The sequence below is a fragment of the Paenibacillus sinensis genome (genome assembly GCF_019904155.1).
GTDB classification, from domain to species: Bacteria; Bacillota; Bacilli; order Paenibacillales; family Paenibacillaceae; genus Paenibacillus_AQ; species Paenibacillus_AQ sinensis.
In genome coordinates this window covers 151,379-167,313 of record NZ_JAHCMB010000049.1, presented here as the reverse complement: position 1 = coordinate 167,313, position 15,935 = coordinate 151,379, and the positions used below count along the sequence as shown (strand labels likewise).

Annotated in this window: 16 protein-coding genes and 1 pseudogene; all 17 read right to left on the bottom strand. The window is 57.9% G+C overall.

Going from position 1 to position 15,935, the window contains the following annotated elements:
* Window positions 1-4: 4 nt before the first annotated feature.
* A complete protein-coding gene (locus KIH86_RS06575; protein WP_223081922.1) occupies window positions 5-601 on the bottom strand; it encodes a histidine phosphatase family protein in 597 nt (198 codons plus the stop codon).
* The gene (cobD, locus tag KIH86_RS06570) at window positions 602-1,699 is read right to left on the bottom strand and encodes a threonine-phosphate decarboxylase CobD (protein ID WP_223081919.1); all 1,098 of its coding nucleotides are present in this window, start codon (window positions 1,697-1,699) and stop codon (window positions 602-604) included.
* 20 nt (window positions 1,700-1,719) lie between these two features.
* Window positions 1,720-2,493 carry an adenosylcobinamide-GDP ribazoletransferase gene (cobS, locus tag KIH86_RS06565; protein WP_235775290.1) on the bottom strand — a complete coding sequence of 258 codons (774 nt, stop codon included), beginning with the start codon at window positions 2,491-2,493 and terminating at the stop codon, window positions 1,720-1,722.
* Window positions 2,494-2,507: 14 nt separating this feature from the next.
* Window positions 2,508-3,494 carry an adenosylcobinamide-phosphate synthase CbiB gene (gene cbiB, locus KIH86_RS06560; RefSeq protein WP_223081917.1) on the bottom strand — a complete coding sequence of 329 codons (987 nt, stop codon included), beginning with the start codon at window positions 3,492-3,494 and terminating at the stop codon, window positions 2,508-2,510.
* Entirely contained in the window at window positions 3,491-4,081 is a 591-nt protein-coding gene (cobU, locus tag KIH86_RS06555; protein ID WP_223081972.1) for a bifunctional adenosylcobinamide kinase/adenosylcobinamide-phosphate guanylyltransferase, read from the bottom strand. Before cobU ends, cbiB begins: the two co-directional genes overlap by 4 nt.
* 59 nt (window positions 4,082-4,140) lie before the next feature.
* The gene (locus KIH86_RS06550; RefSeq protein ID WP_223081915.1) at window positions 4,141-4,698 is read right to left on the bottom strand and encodes a cob(I)yrinic acid a,c-diamide adenosyltransferase; all 558 of its coding nucleotides are present in this window, start codon (window positions 4,696-4,698) and stop codon (window positions 4,141-4,143) included.
* Complete coding sequence (locus tag KIH86_RS06545; protein ID WP_223081913.1) at window positions 4,685-6,109, bottom strand: cobyrinate a,c-diamide synthase; 1,425 nt, start codon at window positions 6,107-6,109, stop codon at window positions 4,685-4,687. The genes KIH86_RS06550 and KIH86_RS06545 overlap by 14 nt, the downstream gene beginning before the upstream one ends.
* Window positions 6,106-7,260 carry a cobalt-precorrin 5A hydrolase gene (locus KIH86_RS06540; RefSeq protein ID WP_223081911.1) on the bottom strand — a complete coding sequence of 385 codons (1,155 nt, stop codon included), beginning with the start codon at window positions 7,258-7,260 and terminating at the stop codon, window positions 6,106-6,108. The genes KIH86_RS06545 and KIH86_RS06540 overlap by 4 nt, the downstream gene beginning before the upstream one ends.
* Window positions 7,253-8,047 (bottom strand): precorrin-4 C(11)-methyltransferase, encoded by a 795-nt coding sequence (gene cobM / locus KIH86_RS06535; protein ID WP_223081909.1) that lies wholly within the window; start codon window positions 8,045-8,047, stop codon window positions 7,253-7,255. The genes KIH86_RS06540 and cobM overlap by 8 nt, the downstream gene beginning before the upstream one ends.
* Window positions 8,047-8,769, bottom strand: coding sequence for a precorrin-2 C(20)-methyltransferase (gene cobI / locus KIH86_RS06530; protein ID WP_223081906.1), 723 nt, complete (start codon window positions 8,767-8,769; stop codon window positions 8,047-8,049). Before cobI ends, cobM begins: the two co-directional genes overlap by 1 nt.
* A complete protein-coding gene (cbiE, locus tag KIH86_RS06525; RefSeq protein WP_223081970.1) occupies window positions 8,766-10,022 on the bottom strand; it encodes a precorrin-6y C5,15-methyltransferase (decarboxylating) subunit CbiE in 1,257 nt (418 codons plus the stop codon). The genes cobI and cbiE overlap by 4 nt, the downstream gene beginning before the upstream one ends.
* Complete coding sequence (locus tag KIH86_RS06520; protein WP_223081904.1) at window positions 10,006-11,130, bottom strand: cobalt-precorrin-5B (C(1))-methyltransferase; 1,125 nt, start codon at window positions 11,128-11,130, stop codon at window positions 10,006-10,008. Before KIH86_RS06520 ends, cbiE begins: the two co-directional genes overlap by 17 nt.
* A gap of 18 nt (window positions 11,131-11,148) precedes the next feature.
* Complete coding sequence (locus tag KIH86_RS06515; protein WP_223081901.1) at window positions 11,149-11,796, bottom strand: precorrin-8X methylmutase; 648 nt, start codon at window positions 11,794-11,796, stop codon at window positions 11,149-11,151.
* 12 nt (window positions 11,797-11,808) lie between these two features.
* Entirely contained in the window at window positions 11,809-12,588 is a 780-nt protein-coding gene (gene cobK / locus KIH86_RS06510) for a precorrin-6A reductase (protein WP_223081899.1), read from the bottom strand.
* A gap of 179 nt (window positions 12,589-12,767) precedes the next feature.
* The gene (locus KIH86_RS06505; RefSeq protein ID WP_223081898.1) at window positions 12,768-13,805 is read right to left on the bottom strand and encodes a sirohydrochlorin chelatase; all 1,038 of its coding nucleotides are present in this window, start codon (window positions 13,803-13,805) and stop codon (window positions 12,768-12,770) included.
* A gap of 85 nt (window positions 13,806-13,890) precedes the next feature.
* A pseudogene (gene cobJ / locus KIH86_RS06500) lies at window positions 13,891-14,721 on the bottom strand (precorrin-3B C(17)-methyltransferase); the annotation flags it as partial.
* 42 nt (window positions 14,722-14,763) lie between these two features.
* Window positions 14,764-15,894: a nicotinate-nucleotide--dimethylbenzimidazole phosphoribosyltransferase gene (gene cobT / locus KIH86_RS06495; RefSeq protein WP_235775289.1), complete on the bottom strand. Its 1,131-nt coding sequence runs from the start codon at window positions 15,892-15,894 to the stop codon at window positions 14,764-14,766.
* Window positions 15,895-15,935 lie beyond the last annotated feature (41 nt).

Genomic DNA, 15,935 nt, shown 5'->3' with positions numbered 1-15,935 from the left:
GTTTCTAACCGCATTCAATCCATTCTCCATGCTTCAGCGGCTTACCCCAGAAGGACTTGGCGCCGATATGCTCAAGCCATGCGTTGATGACCCCGCCATGGGTCACGATCAGCACAGAGCTGTAAGGCAGCGCGTGAAGCTCTTCCATGAAATTGGAGACTCTGCCTCGCAGCATGGCCAGCGTCTCCCCGCCGCCCGGCGGCGGGATATTCTCCGGATCATCGTACCAGCGGGTCACCTCATCCGGACAACCTTTCATCGCTTCCTCGTATGTCCAGCCTTCGATCGCGCCGAAGTCGATCTCTCGGAGCCTCGCGTCCGGAATCAGCGGAAGATATGTCCCTTCGGTGTTGTTAATAGCCCACTGTACCTCAAGGGCAGTGTCGCGGGTACGCCTTAAATCGCTGCAAAAGACGGCCTCCAGTCCATGATGGGCCAGCGCGCCGCCAAGCTCCTTTGCCTGAATTAAGCCCATCTCATTTAGCGGTATGTCGGTTGTTCCGAGATAGCGCCGCTCGCTGTTCCAATCCGTCATGCCGTGTCTCGCCAGAATAATCCTGGAAGGACTTTGACGTTGCGAACCGATGCCGATGCCGCCCACTTAGGCTCCCTGCCCGCACTCAAGTGTGTTCCGAAGAGCGGCTGCAAGCCGTTCATTCTCCGGACGCGTTCGAACAGCGATGCGGAAGAAGCGGTCGTCCAGCCCCTTGAATCCGGCGCATCGGCGAACCAAAATTCCCTGAGCGCCCAGCATGCGCTGCACTACCGCGGCATTCGGGGCTGTCTCACCAAGGCGGACAAGGATGAAGTTGGCCTGACCCGGATACGGGAAGCAGCCCATCGATCTTAGCTCTTGTTCCAGCCATAACCGTTCCTGAGCAATGATCTGCCTCGTCTGTCGTTCGTATTCGGTCTGCGCCAGCGAGAAGACTCCAGCGGCTTGCGCCAAATGGTTCACGCTCCACGGTACCTGCATCTCCTTCAGAGTCTTGACCATATCCGGATGCGCTACAGCATATCCTAGCCGCAGCCCCGGTATCGCATAGAACTTGGTCATCGACCGGGTGACAATGAGATGTCTGGATTCAGCCGCTTCCCGGATAAGAGTCAGTTCCCGCTCTTGTTCAAAAAAATCAAGGAATGCTTCATCCGCTACGATCACCGTGTTGTGCGAGGCAGCAGTTTCCATCAAACGCAACAGCGTATCCCGGGATAACCAATGTCCTGTAGGATTGTTGGGCTGTCCAATAAACAGCAGATCCGCTTCCCGACATGCGTCAAGCAGTTCTTCCTCAGGGACCGCGAATTCATGCTCCGCATAAGTCGGCACGGCCATAATCTCAGCTCCAGCCTTGATCGCTGCCTCGGCATATTCCCTGAAGGCGGGCTCAATAACCGCCGCTTTCGTCGGCTTCAGGGTGCGAGCGATCAGATCGATCAGCTCTGCGGCCCCGTTCCCGGTCAGAATCGAGGCGGCGTTCACCTCATATTTGGCCGCGATGGCTCTTCTCAGCTCCCGGGATTCGGGGTCGGGATAGTGGGTAAGACTCTCCCACTCCCGCGCCAGAACATCCCGGAGTCCCGGCGGAGGTCCGAGCGGATTGATGTTCGCGCTGAAATCCAGCATCCGCCTGGCCGGCACACCGTACAATTCCTGCGCCGTCGTCAAGTCTCCTCCATGGCCGTTTCGCTCCAGCATAACAATCCTCTCCTGTCCTTCTATACCATCAAATACGCCGCGGCAAGCAAGCCTGCGGTCTCCACCAGCTCGTTCAATGCACCATAGGTATCGCCGGTCAAACCGCCAAGCTTCCTGACAAAATAGCCGGCGAACAGCCCGCCCGCCGCAATCTGGGCGAGCGAGATCCAAAGCCAGTCCGCCGAATGCCACAGAAACAACGGTATGAGCAGCAGCATCAATGCCCCGCATAGATAGCGGGGACGCGCTTCCCGGAACAAGGCTCCCATGCCCTGTTCCCCTCTTAGATAAGGCAGGCGGATGATGGCGGCTGCCATAAGCCACCGGCTCAGCGCCGGGATGGTCAGCAGTATGCCAAACCAGGCGCTCTCGGGTAGAGGCCTATGATCTAGCCGGGTAAGCAGGGTCCAAAGAGACGCCCACTTCAGGAGCAGCACAAAAATTGCGGCAAGCACGCCCATCGCTCCGACTCGGCTGTCCTTCATAATCTCCAGCATTTGCTCCCTCGGCCGGTGGCTGCCGATTCCGTCAGCCGTGTCCATCAAACCGTCCAAATGCAGTCCTCCGGTCAGCATGGCCCAGGCCAGCAGCAGCACTGCTGCCGACAGTGGCGCAGCTTCGTGCGGAAGGAGAGCCGCCGCCAGACTAACAATCGCCCCGATCACCGCTCCAGACAGCGGATAGAACAGTAAGCTGCGGCTTACGTGGTGCTTGTTATAATCCACCCGGACTGGAATCGGCAGCCGGGTGAGGAATTGAAGCGCCACAATCAAAGAAGCCAGCCATTGTCTCATATCACGCATCTCCATTACATTCGGATTTTGCCCGTAAGCAGCCATGCTGTAAGATGACCAAGCACCAGCAGCAATGCGAGAATCACCGCAGTCCGTCTCAAAATCTTGACCGCCTTCCGAATATCTTCGGCGGCCAGCTCCCGGCTGGCAGTTCCCATCCGGGCACGCTCGGACGAGACCCCGCCGTAACTGTTGAGCCCGCCAAGCTGAACCCCCAGCATCCCGGCAACCGCCGCTTCCGGAATGCCGCTGTTCGGGCTTGGGTGCTTGGAAGCGTCCCGGTGCATAACTCGCCAGGCATTCGCAGCGTCAAGTCTGCGGGCAGTCAGGGCGCAGAGATACAGCAGCAGTCCCGTTATCCGGGCCGGGATATAATTGAGGACATCGTCAAGCCGGGCGGAAGCCCAGCCGAAATAGCGATATTTGTCGTTCTTATAGCCGACCATGGAATCCAGCGTGTTGACTGCCCTGTACAGCAAAGCCAGCGGAGCTCCTCCAAGAAGCGCATAGAAGAGCGGTGAAACCACGGCATCGACGATATTCTCGGCAACAGTCTCGACGGCGGCCCTGGTAATTTCCTTCTCTGTCAAATTCCCCGTGTCCCTGCCGACGATGAGGCCGACGGAAGCTCTTGCACCAGCCAGGTTTCCGGCCTTCAAAGGATGGAACACCTGCATGGCCGCATCACCCAAGCCCTTGATTGCAATCGTGGTGGAGATCAGCCACACCGTAGCCAGGGAACGGATTGCGGGATGAAGGAGACCGCATAGCCACAAGACAAGCCAGGCGGCTCCATACGCAGCGGACGGCACTATTATCGCAAGCAGCACACCCTGCGCACGCTCTTTGGCCCGCCCTGTTCCCCATTTGCGCAGAAACCCTTCCAATCGCGAGATCAGCTTCCCGATTCCAACTACCGGATGCGGAATGCCGCGCGGATCACCGATCAGCCAATCCACACCGATGGCCGCCAGGATGTACAAGCTTCCCTGCAAGCTCATTGGCTTCCTCCAGCGGGCCGCCATGCCGCTTCGCGGAGGTTAACGGGCAAGCCGCATACCACCAGAAACACTTCGTCGGCGTGCTCCGCCATAAGCTGGTTGGCCTGCCCGGCGATATCACGGAACACTCTGCCCAGCGGATAGTCGGGAACCAGTGAATCGCCCACTTCATTTGTGACAACAACAGACGAGAAAGGCGCCTGCTTCAGCAGAAGGGCCAGATCCTCCACCCGCCGCAAAATACCCTCGCGATGGTCATGGTTCTCCCATAGCTCTTGTCCCGATTCACCCGGCATAAGCAGCAGGTTCGAAAGCCATAACGTCAGGCAGTCGATCAGAACAACGGATACCGGCTCCCTGGACAACCGCCGGATTTCTTCCTCCAAAGCATAAGGCTCCTCGATTGTCCGCCACTCTGACGGACGCCGCCTGCGGTGAAGCTCCGCCCGTTCGCGCATCTCATGATCCCATAGCTGGGCAGTGGCGATATAGATGGCAGAGCCATCCGATGCGCTGTCCAGCTCGCCGGCGTATTGCTCGGCGAACCGGCTCTTGCCGCTCCGCGCGCCGCCGGTGGCGAGAATCATTTTCTTGTTTCCAGACTCCGTCACAGGCCGTTTTCCCCTCCTTGCAACTCGGGCTTCTTTCAAAATTCGATTCCGGGAATGGCGGGAACGCCATCCCGGTAATAATGCTTCACCGGCTGCATCACGGTCACCAGCTCGGCCGCCTCCATCACTTCCGGCTTCGCCTCGCGTCCGGTAAGCACAAGATGCACATGGCTTGGCTTGCTGGCGATCAATTCCAGCACCTCGGCAGTTGGCAGCACATCGTCAACCGGAAAACGGCTGATTGCCAGCGCGTTGTTGATCTCATCCAGCACGACCACATCCCAGCCGCCTCCCATCACCTCATCACGGGCCGTCCTCCAGGCCTCTTTCAGTGCGGCCCGATGCAACTCCGGTGACCCGGTCCGGGTAAAACCTGCGCCAAGCGACCGGATGTCCACTCCCAGCTTTCGTAGCGCAATATGCTCGCCGCAGATCCGTCCGGATGATTTGATAAATTGCAGAATGAGCACCTTGAACCCTTGTCCGGCAGCCCGGACAGCCAGGCCGATGGCGGCTGTCGTTTTGCCTTTGCCATCGCCTGTATAGACGAGGGTATAGCCTTTCCGGACATATTCTGGATCAGTCTGTTCCATCGGCCAATCCTCTCTTCCGGCTGTATTCGAGGCAGCGCCTCACGAAGCGTTCCGCCGCCGCGGGGTTCGAAGCGAAGTGGACATGCGTATACCCGGCGAGCAGATTACCCGAACGATAGCCTTCCAGCCCCGTTCCGCGCGAGCCTGTCGTTTCAAAGGCGTATGGATAGGATTCTGTTACTTCCTCGACGCTAGGGACCAACCGGGAATAATGAAATTCATGTCCGCGGATGATCTCACCCGCGTTCAGGAGCAGGCAATCCCGGGTGGCCTTGGCTTCGCGGTATCCAAGCGCGGCAGGCCGGTCCTGCATGGCGATGTCAACGGGGACCAATCCCGCCATGACGTGCAGCGTTCCGGCGCGGTCCGTAATCGAGCGGGCCAGATACATGTATCCCCCGCACTCGGCGAACAGCGGCATGCCTTCCTGAACCCGCTTATGCAGCGTTCGCTTCAGCAGTTCATTCGCGGCCAGACCGGCGGCGTACTCTTCGGGAAATCCGCCGCCAAGATACAAGCCGTCGGCTTCCTCCGGCAAATGGTCTCCAGCCAGCGGACTGAAGACTATCAGCCTCGCTCCATACTGCTCTAACAGCTCCAGGTTCTCCCTGTAGTAGAAGTTGAATGCCGCATCATTGGCGACGGCGATCACAGGGTGGGAGCCTGCTGCGGCCGGATCGCCGAACAGCCGCTGCTTGGGCCATTCAAGCTCCGGCACTTCTTCTGCGATAGTCAGAATCGCATGAAGATCGATCCCGGCTTCGACCTTATCAGCCGTCTCGCTGAACAGATCGGCGAGTTCACCGCGTTCGATGGCCGGTATTAAACCGAGATGCCGCTCCGGAATTCCGGGAGCGGATTCTCTTTTGAGCCACCCGACCACCGGTATGCCGCATTCCTGCTCAATCGCGGCTTTAACGATAGCGTAATGCCGTTCACTTCCGCATTTGTTAACAATCACCCCGGCGATCCGGATGCTCTCGTCCAGCTTCTGATAACCCAGCACAACAGCCGCCGCACTGCGGGCCAGACTCTGCGCGTTGACAACAAGGATCACAGGACTGGCAAGCAGCGAGGCTATTTCTGCCGTCGATCCGGTGTTGGACAGAGCTTCTTTACCGTCATACAGTCCCATGACACCCTCAATAACGGAGATATCCGCATCGTGTGATGCTCTGAGAAAAATTTCACGATTTGTCTCGGTCGGCAGCATCCAGGTATCGATGTTCCGCGATTCCCTGCCCGTTACAGCCGTATGGTAAGTCGGATCAATATAGTCCGGGCCGCATTTGAAGCCTTGTACCTGAAGCCCCCGGCGTCTCAAGGCTGCCATCAGGCCGATGGCTACTGTGGTCTTGCCTACGCCGCTGCCCGTGCCCGCAATGACGATCCGGCTTCGCTTCCCGTTCATGTCCGTCCCCCTCCTTCCTCATCGCATCTCTCATAACGAGGTAGCCCGGATACCGATTCAGGGGTGGAAACAGGAATACGGGCAATGGATAATGTCACGTTTCCCTGCTTTTTTTTCTCCAACAGCCAATCACTCGCTCCTGATGCGCGTAGAGCGGCGGGCTCGCTGACTCCATACGCCCCGGTATGTCGGTATACCGTCTCGGAGGGATTGCGGAGAGGAATTTCGTTCAATTGTTCCGGGTTGTAAAAATCCAGTGTCCAGCCATATTTCCGGCAGACGTCCAGCAGACCTTGTTCATTCTTCTTCAGATCGATGGTGGCGGCTCCACGAACGCTCTTCACAGACAGCCGAAGCTCGGCAAGCGAGGACAGCACTGTCTGTTCAATTTCCTCGGCAGAGGTTCCCCTGTTGCAGCCGATTCCGAGAATCAGCGATTTGGGCCTGTACAGAATCCCGTTGCCCAGCAGCGCCTGCTCTTCCTCCTGCTCCAGCAAACGGTCCGTTACAACGAGCGCTGCATCGAAGCCAGCCTCCATTGCGTCCAGCGCGCTGCGGTATGATGTGATGTTCGACGGAAGCGGATTATCCCGTTCCCACCACGAAGGCTCGCCCGCTTCCTGGATTACAGCGATACGCTCTTCATTGATCACAGACGCGCTGACAGTTGTCGTCTTTCCGAAGTTCTCGATCTCCCAGCCGAACCGGCGGCCGAACAGATCGACGGCAATTGTGCCTTGCACGTCTGAGGCCGTAGTAATCACCGGATGGGCGCCAAGCGCCTCCGCCACCTTCAGCGTTAGCTCATTCCCTCCGCCAAGATGACCCGACAGCATGCTGATGGCATGCAGACCGAGTTCATCCGCCACGACGATCGCAGGATCTCGCGTTTTATCCTCCAGCAATGGCGCAATCATCCGCACAGCAGCGCCAAGTGAGATGAACAGAATCAGACCATTGTAGGTACTGAACAACTGTGCCAGCAGCGGTTTGACCGGCCCTTCGAACAGTGTGATGCCAAGCGGCGCTTCATCTCCGCGGGCGAATTTGCCGGGAGCGAACACGTCTGTATCCCGGAAGGCTTCCGCAAGTCTGCGCGCCGTCTCCACTCCGTGTTTGGTAATTGCGACTGCGGCATAACGCTTACTCATGTTCCGCTAGTCCTTGGCGGTAACCGTGGGTGAAAGAACGGTCATACAGTTTCGAGCGGTGAAGACCGCGCTCGCCGAGCTCCGGATCAAGTGCCCAGCCTGCGAGGATCATCGCATGTCTGTCGATCTTTGCGTCCCGGATGTCGCGGACGAGATGTCTCAATGTTGTCCGTACGATAATCTGATCCGGCCAGGTCGCCCTCTGAACAACGGCAACCGGTGTATCCTCCGACCAGCCCGCATCCAGGAAGGAGGAGACGGCTTCTTCAGCCAGCCCGGCGCTCAGGAACAGTGCCACAGTACAATGATGCGCGGCAAGGCTGCGCAGCTGCTCGCGCTCCGGCACAGGCGTTCGTCCTTCTGCCCGGGTCAGGATCACCGTCTGGGTCAAATCGGGAACCGTCAGCTCCGCGCCAAGCGCAGCTGCCGATGCGAAAACGGAGCTGACGCCCGGGATGATCTCGTAAGCGATGCCGCGCTGGCGAAGCAGCGCCATCTGTTCCAATATAGCGCCGTAAAGAGAAGGATCGCCGGTGTGGATTCTGGCCACGCTATTCCCGGCGCGGACAGCCTCGGCCATGGTCTCGGCCAGCTCCTCCAGATTCATGCCCGAGCTTCGCAGCACCGTGGCATCAGCAGAAGCACGGGCGATCAGTTCTTCGCTGACAAGAGAATCGGTGTACAGCACCAAATCGGCATGCTCCAGAATTCGCAGCCCTTTGACAGTGATCAGGTCCGGGTCGCCGGGTCCTGCGCCAACGAGGTAAACCTTTGGTTCGAGCTTCATTATTTTCTCACCGCCATCAGCGTCAAGTATTCCAGCTCACGGCCCTTCAGTTCCCGCACGTCACGCCAGATCATTTCTCCCGGCGAGGTCGCCTTCATCACGACCGACGCCTTGTCTGCGAGGTTCATCTCTTCCAGCACCTCAATGATCAGGTCGAGCGCTTTGGCTACCTTCAGGAAGACCACCGCGTCATGTTCCTCGATCGCCTTCCTCATGGCCGCGCGGTCAAGGGTCGCCGGTATAATCGCGACCTGGTCGTCGCCGTCCGCCAGCGGCATTCCGAGCCGGGCGGCCGCGCCAAGAGCGGAGGTTACGCCCGGAACGGACAGCACCGGAATTTCGGGATGCCGCTCCCGCATCAGACGCGCCAGATGGATAAAGGTGCTGTACAGATTGGGGTCGCCCTCCGTGACAAAGGCAATGTCGCGGCCTTCCTTCAGCTGTTCATAGCAGAGGGCGATCGTCGCCCCCCACTCCCGGTCGAGGGTTTCCTGGTCCCGCGTCATCGGAAAGACGAGCCCGAGCATATTTTTCTCCGTTGTGTCGATATACAGCTCTACGATCTCCAGCGCATAAGAGGCGCCGCCCATCCGCTTCTTCGGGAAGGCGATAACGGGGCATTCTTTCATCAGCCGAAGCGCCTTCAGCGTAACAAGCTCCGGATCGCCGGGGCCGACGCCAATACCGTACAAGGTGCCGCATGGCAACGTCTTTTTGCTCATGATTGCTCTGTTCCTCCTCTTATTACCTTGCCCGGCTGCCTGAATCCGGTAATGATATAAATCGGGTTCAGTCCGACAAACCGGGTTTTGTCCATTATCGGTGCGCTCCGCGATACCTGCATAAGCGTAGCCCGGGAGTCGAACCCTTGCTCGGCCAGCGCCTGACGGGTCTCATACAGCGTCTCTATCGTGGCCGCGTTCACCACAATCCGCCCCTCTGCTTGCAGACGGGAACAGCAGATTCGAAGCAGCTCCCGCAGTTCTCCTCCGCTGCCGCCAATGAATACCGCGTCGGGATCGGGCAGCGCCTCAAGTCCCTCCGGAGCTTTCGAGTGGATCGCGGTGAAGTCGGCGCGAAATTTAATACGATTCCTCTCCATATTGGCCAGTTCTTCCCTATTCTTCTCAATGGCGAACACCTGGCCGTTCCGCGCGGTTAACGCGCATTCGACCGCGACCGAGCCCGAGCCCGCTCCGATATCCCAGACGATGCTGTTCTCCCTGAGCTTCAGCTCGGACAAGCTGACAACCCGGATCTCTCTCTTCGTAAGGAGTCCTTGGTCGGGCCGCCGTTGATGGAACTCTTCATCCTCGATTCCAAATCCAAACCGGGAAACTTCCGCCTCCACCCGGCGGCGCAGTATGACTACAGACAAAGGCGAGCAATCAGCCTCAGCCAGCTCTTCCAATTTCCAAAAGCCGCAAATTTCCCGGTCTCCGCCCAGATTTTCAGCGACGAAAGCTTCATATTCGGTCATCCCGAAGTCAAGCAAGTAACGGGCAATGGCGGCGGGATTGTTCACCGGGTCCGTCAACAGGGCAATTTTCTCCCGTCCCCCGATCCGCTGGGCAAGACCTTTCAATGGACGGCCGTGAACGCTATCCAGCAGGGCGTCCTGCCAGCTCTCCCCCATTTTGGCGAAAGCGAGCTGAAGGGAACTTACATAGGGGTATACGTCTACCGAGTCTGGACCCAGCCTTTTCGTCATATAACCGGCAATGCCGCAGAACAGCGGATCGCCCGAGGCCAGCACCACAACCTCTTTCTTCAGCCGCAAACGGTCAAGTCGTTCGACCATGACGCTTATTCCTTCACCTAGTTCCAGCTTCTCTCCCGGATGCCCCTCGAACATGGACAGATGTCGCGCGCCCCCGGCCAGAATCTCCGCCTTGTTGATCGTTTCCAGTAATGATGCCGGAAGCCCCGACGGACCTTCATCACCGATGCCGATAATCTTAATGCGCTTCCCCATCATATTCCTTCCTCCCCAATACATCGCCCTTCAGAGTAAGAAGGACGACCTCCACCGTCAGTCCACCGCCGACATGCCGAAGGCAATGCTGACAGGCGTACTCGCACAGTATGTCAAAAAAAACGGCAAGCCCGGCTTCCGCTGCAAGCTCGGCCGCCTGAGCGGCGGTGTTGCATCCCTTGATCGCATCAACCAGCTCTGCAGCTGCCCCCGCCTTCTCGGCGACTCCGGCGAGAAACCCGAAGTCGACGTCAACTTTGCGGGAGTGGATCAGCATAGCGCCCTGAGCCAGCTTCGAGAACTTGCCGATCATACCGACGAGGCTGACACGGGTCAGTCCTAGACGCTTGGCCGCTCCAAGCGTGAAGCCGACGAAATTCCCCATCTGTATTAAAGACTCTTCCGGCAGCTGCGGATATAGGCCCATCGCATACTTCTCGCTGCTGCCTCCCGTAGTCAGCACTACATGATTCTGACCAGCGGCGCGGGCTACCCGGAGGGCTTGAACGATGCTAGCCTTATAGGCAGCGGTTGAGAAGGGAACCACCGTTCCTCTCGTGCCCAGAATCGAGATTCCTCCGACAATGCCCAGCCGGCTGTTGAGTGTCTTCCCGGCGATCTCTTCACCGCCGGCAACCGAGATGACGACCTTGACTCTTCGGAGAGCGCCGTATTCGTCCAGAATCTCCTGCACTTCCCTTCGGATCATCCGCCGGGGAACCGGATTGATCGCTGCTTCTCCTACCGGAACGGGAAGTCCCGGCTTCGTCACGCGCCCAACCCCAGGACCGCCGTCAAGCTCCAGCCCCGTTCCTTCCAGCCACTGCGCCGTTGCAGCGATCTTCGCCCCGTGCGTGGCGTCGGGATCATCACCCGCATCCTTGATCACGGCGCAGCTGGCGATATCCCGGGCGCACTCGCTCTCGGCAATGTCGAACGTATGGAAGAAGCCGGCGGGAATCCAGACCGTCGATTGCCTTGCGGGAGAGCCTGTAATCAGCGACAGGACCGCTGCTTTGGCGACTGCCGCCGCACAGGAACCGGTTGTGAAGCCATGACGCATTGATGGACCCTTCTGATTATCCGGCTGTTCTCTATGCTCACTCATGAAATCCCTTTCCTGAATTCATGCCTGCTCTGCCATAATGGAGAGCGCGTTAACAGCGGCGGCGACTGCCGTGCTGCCGCCCTTGCGGCCGAGATTCGTAATAAACGGAATATCGAGTCTGCGGAGCTCGTCCTTCGATTCCGCTGCGGACACGAAGCCAACCGGCATGCCGACAATGAGACCGGGCTTCGCTTCTCCGGTTTTGATGAGCCGGATCAGCTCAAGCAGGGCTGTCGGCGCGTTGCCGATGGCATAGATGCCGTTCTCCGCTTCTCGTGCCGCCTTCCGGATGGCCATAATCGCGCGGGTTGTGTTGAAGCGCGCTGCCTCCGCAGCGACATCCGAATCTGAAATATAAACGCTGACGCGCCCCCCGTACTTCTCGATTCGTGGCTTGCTGATGCCCACTTGCACCATCTGCACATCGGCTACAATGGTTCTTCCATCCCGGATCGCTTTGATTCCCGCCTCTATCGCTTCGGAATGAAACACCATGCTTCTTCCTAATTCAAAGTCCGCCGTCGCATGGATGATCCGGCGTACAACCGGAAATTGCTCGGGAGTGAAGGGATGCTCTCCGAGCTCCTCAGCAATCATCTTGAAGCTTGCGCTCTCAATTTCCTGAGGTTGAATCGTCTGGGGCTGAAATTCCGTCCTGAAATCCATGCTGCGCCCTCCTCATTCCTTCTCTTCATGAATCGTATCGTTCAGTTCCCGGATCACATCTTCGAAATTCCTGAACACAGTTCCGAAATCAATGTTCGGCCTCGAAATCATAATTACATGAATTCCCATTTGCATCGCGGCATCCACCTTCTCGTCGACCGATCCGGGAACACCGCTCTCTTTCGTAATCATCACGGTCGTTTCATACTGCCGGTACAGCGCCTCATTCAGCTCCCTGGAGAACGGTCCCTGAAGCGCAATAACGTTACGCTGCTCGATGCCCAGCTCCTCGGCTTTTTCAATACAGTCGCGCCTTGGCAGTGTTCGGATGGCAAGCCGAATCCCTGGATCGCCAAGCAGTTCCCTGGTGAACAGATGGAGCGTCTTGCTGCCGGTCGTCAGCATAACGGAGCCTTTGCGTCTCTTCGCTTCAGCTGCTGCTTCTTCATAAGAAGCAACGATGGTCAGCTTCGGATCGCTGCCATATTCCTGTGAGGTCCGTTCATAGCGGATATAGGGAATCCCGTTCTCTTCGGCTGCCGCCATGGCGTTCCGGTGTGCCTCTTCCGCAAAGGGATGACTCGCGTCCACAATAGCCCTGATCTGCTCCTGCCGCACGAGCTCTACCATTCCGTACCGGTCCAGCTGGCCTGTGCGAACGGGGATTTCCGCTTTACGGAGGCTGTTCGCCGCCTGATCGGTTACGACTGAAGCCAAGAGGCGGAAGCTGTTACTTTGGATCAGGACGGCAAGTTCCCTGGCGTCGCTGGTGCCGCAAAGTGCCAAGATCATAGTTCCTCCTAAAGGGGCTGATATCCGCAAGGCGGTTCTTGCCGCTGCTTATCTTGAACTTTGCTATCGGCATGAGCGCCGCCCTCATGGTCATGATTGCTGAGCGAATGAGGGGTATGTCCGCCACAATGCTGCCCTTCATGCGAATACTCATGCCCATGGTGCTGCTCGTGATGATGCTAATGTCCATGAGCATCGGAATGACCGTGTCCATGTGAATGCCCATGTACATGCGAGTGGTCGTGTCCGTGAGAGTGTCCATGTCCATGCGAATGATCGTGTCCGTGTGAATGTCCATGTCCATGCGAGTGATCGTGTCCGTGAGAGTGTCCATGTCCATGCGAGTGATCGTGTCCATGGGAATGATCATGTCCGTGATGATGCTCATGCCCGGCGGATACAGCCTGCCGGTAATCAAATATCCCGTCATTCGTGAGCGCTTGTCCGCCCAGCGCCTCTTCGATCCGTTCAACCAGCATCTCCACCAGCTTCGGGTGGCTGCCGAAATATCCGGCCAGTTCGAACTCAATGTTCGGGTACCGGAGTGCGAAGCCCCCCGCCATCTCCTCAATTCGCTTCATGAGCACGCCGGTAAAAAGAAAGTAAGGCAGCATAAACACCTTCTTGGCCCCTAGCTGCAAACAGCGCTCCAATCCTTCCTCAAAGGTAGGCTCTGTCACGCCGATGAAGCCGTTTTCCACCCATCTCACCGGAAGCCGCTCCCAGAGAAGACGGGACATTTTGTAGAAATCGCCGTTGGCGTCCCTGTCGCTGCTGCCCCGCCCGATCAGAAGCACGGCAGTATCCGGCTCGCGCCGGGGCAGCTCTATCGGGAACTCGGCGCTGCTTGCCGGGAAGCCTGCCGCTTCCATCCGGCTGGTGAGAATATCCATGACCTTCTGGTGAACGCCGATCGGACGGCCGTACACGAACTCCACATCAGGATACCGTTTGCTGGCCTCATTGATTTCAAACGGAATATGATACTTGGCATGCGCCGCTGCGAACAGCATGATCGGGATTACGATCACCCGGGTAGCCCCAAGCCGGACACAGCGAGCAATACTCTCGCCGATATCCGGCTCCACAAGCTCCAGAAAGCAGGTTTCAATGTTATACTGCGACGCGGCCCGCCGGACCTCGTCGACAAAATGCAGCAGTTCTTCATTACCCTCGGGGTCCCGGCTTCCATGACCCACCAGCAAAATCACGTCCATCTTGTTCCTCCTTGTGAATTATCGATTTATCATCGCTTTAATAAGCTTAATCGTATATTTATGAGAGCTTTGTTCCTTCGGCGCCAAGAGCCCATGGCTCAGCCTCCGCTTTCAGACGCTCATGCGGCCGCAAGGACTGCTCATCCGAGTTTAGCTCGTATTTTCGCTGGTAGCCTCTTGGCGTAATCATGACCCCGTTATAGACGGTGGTTGTTGAATTGCCGATGATCACCGTGGTCAGCATCCCGATTTCATGCTCCAGCATATCCGCAAGCGTCGTCAGCACTACCTGCTGACGCTCCCGGTACGCGCTCTTTACCAGCCCGACCGGAGTCTCCGGCGACTTGTGCTTCAGCAGAATGCGCTGCGCCTCTTCGATCTGACGGGTACGTTTTCCGCTTTTCGGATTGTACAGGGCGATGACGAAATCCGCCTCCGCTGCCGCGTCAACCCGCTTCGCAATCGTCTCCCAGGGAGTCAAATGATCACTGAGACTGATCGTACAGGCATCATGCATAATTGGCGCTCCCAGCAGGGCCGCGCACGAATGGATGGACGATATGCCGGGGATCACTTCCACTTCAACGTTATCCCCATCGTTCCAGTTTCTCTCGGCCAGCACCTCGTAGATCAGCCCTGCCATACCGTAGACGCCTGCGTCACCGCTTGAGATTACGCCCACACTTCTTCCCGCATAGGCCTGATCGACCGCTTCCCGGGCCCGGCTTACTTCCTCCGTCATGCCGGTGCTGATGAGCTCTTGACCATTCAGAAGATCACGGATCAATTCCACATAGGTGTTATATCCGACAATGACTTCGCTCTCTTCAATTGCCGTGCGGGCGCGTTCCGTTATATGCGCGGCAGCGCCCGGGCCCAATCCGATTACCAGCAGCTTTCCCTTAGTTCCAAGCATATGACGCTTCTCCTTTGCTCCTCGATTCTTGTTCCGTCACTTTTAATGGGAAGCCGACTCTTCATGGAGACCTGCGGCAGCTCCGCTGTCCACATTCAGCGCGTATTCATCCTCATCGGGAGCCGGGCTTGGAATGCCCAAATCATCAAAGGTAGCCATTTCCGAAACCAGGCGGATAGCCGATTCGATGATCGGCAGGGCTAACGCGGCACCGGTCCCTTCACCCAGACGCATGTCCATTACGAGCAGCGGCTTCAGTCTTAGCTCGTCCAGAACGATGATGTGCGCCGGTTCAACGGAGACATGCGAGGCGAACAGGAACTCCCGGCAGCGGGGTTCGATGCGGCAAGCCGCAAGCGCAGCCGCTCCGGTAATAACCCCGTCCACTACGACAGGAATTTTGTTCGCAGCTGCTCCCAGAATCACTCCGGCAAGCCCGGCAATTTCCAATCCGCCCACCTTGGATAGCACGTCGACGGCATCCCCGGGATCGGGGCGGTTGACCCGGATCGCCTGCTCGATTACCTTGATCTTGGAGTTCAGCGCCTCCGCCGTTATTCCCGATCCAAGCCCGGTGATCATCTCAACCGGCTGGCCGGTCAGCACCGCAACGATGGCGCTGCTGGGCGTGGTGTTGCCGATTCCCATTTCTCCGAGGGCAATGATCCCGATCCCCTGATCGATAAGCTCCCGGGCGGTATCAATACCGGCATGAAGCGCCGCAACCGTTTCCTCCTTGCTCATCGCCGGTCCTTGGGCCATATTGGCCGTGCCCGCCCTTACCTTCCGGCGAATGACGCCTTTCGGCGGGTCGGACAACAGTGTCCCGACATCCACAACATGCACCTCCGCGCCCGCTTGACGCGCAAGTACATTGACGGCAGCCTTTCCGTTAATGAAATTGGAGATCATCAGGCTTGTCAGCTCCTGGGGAAATGCGCTGACGCCTTCCTCGACCACTCCGTGATCACCGCACATGACGACCACCGCTTTGCGGCCTAAACTAGGCATCTCGCTGCCGGTTATCCCGACCAGACGAACGGCAATCTCCTCCAGCCGTCCGAGACTTCCCAGAGGCTTGGTCAAATTATTAATGCGTCTGCGCATTTTGTGCATCGACACCACATTCGGGCGTTCAATCCGGTTGATGATGTTCCATAACTGTTCCAACACTTACACGTTCCTCTCTGTGCGATTATTGGCGATCCTATACA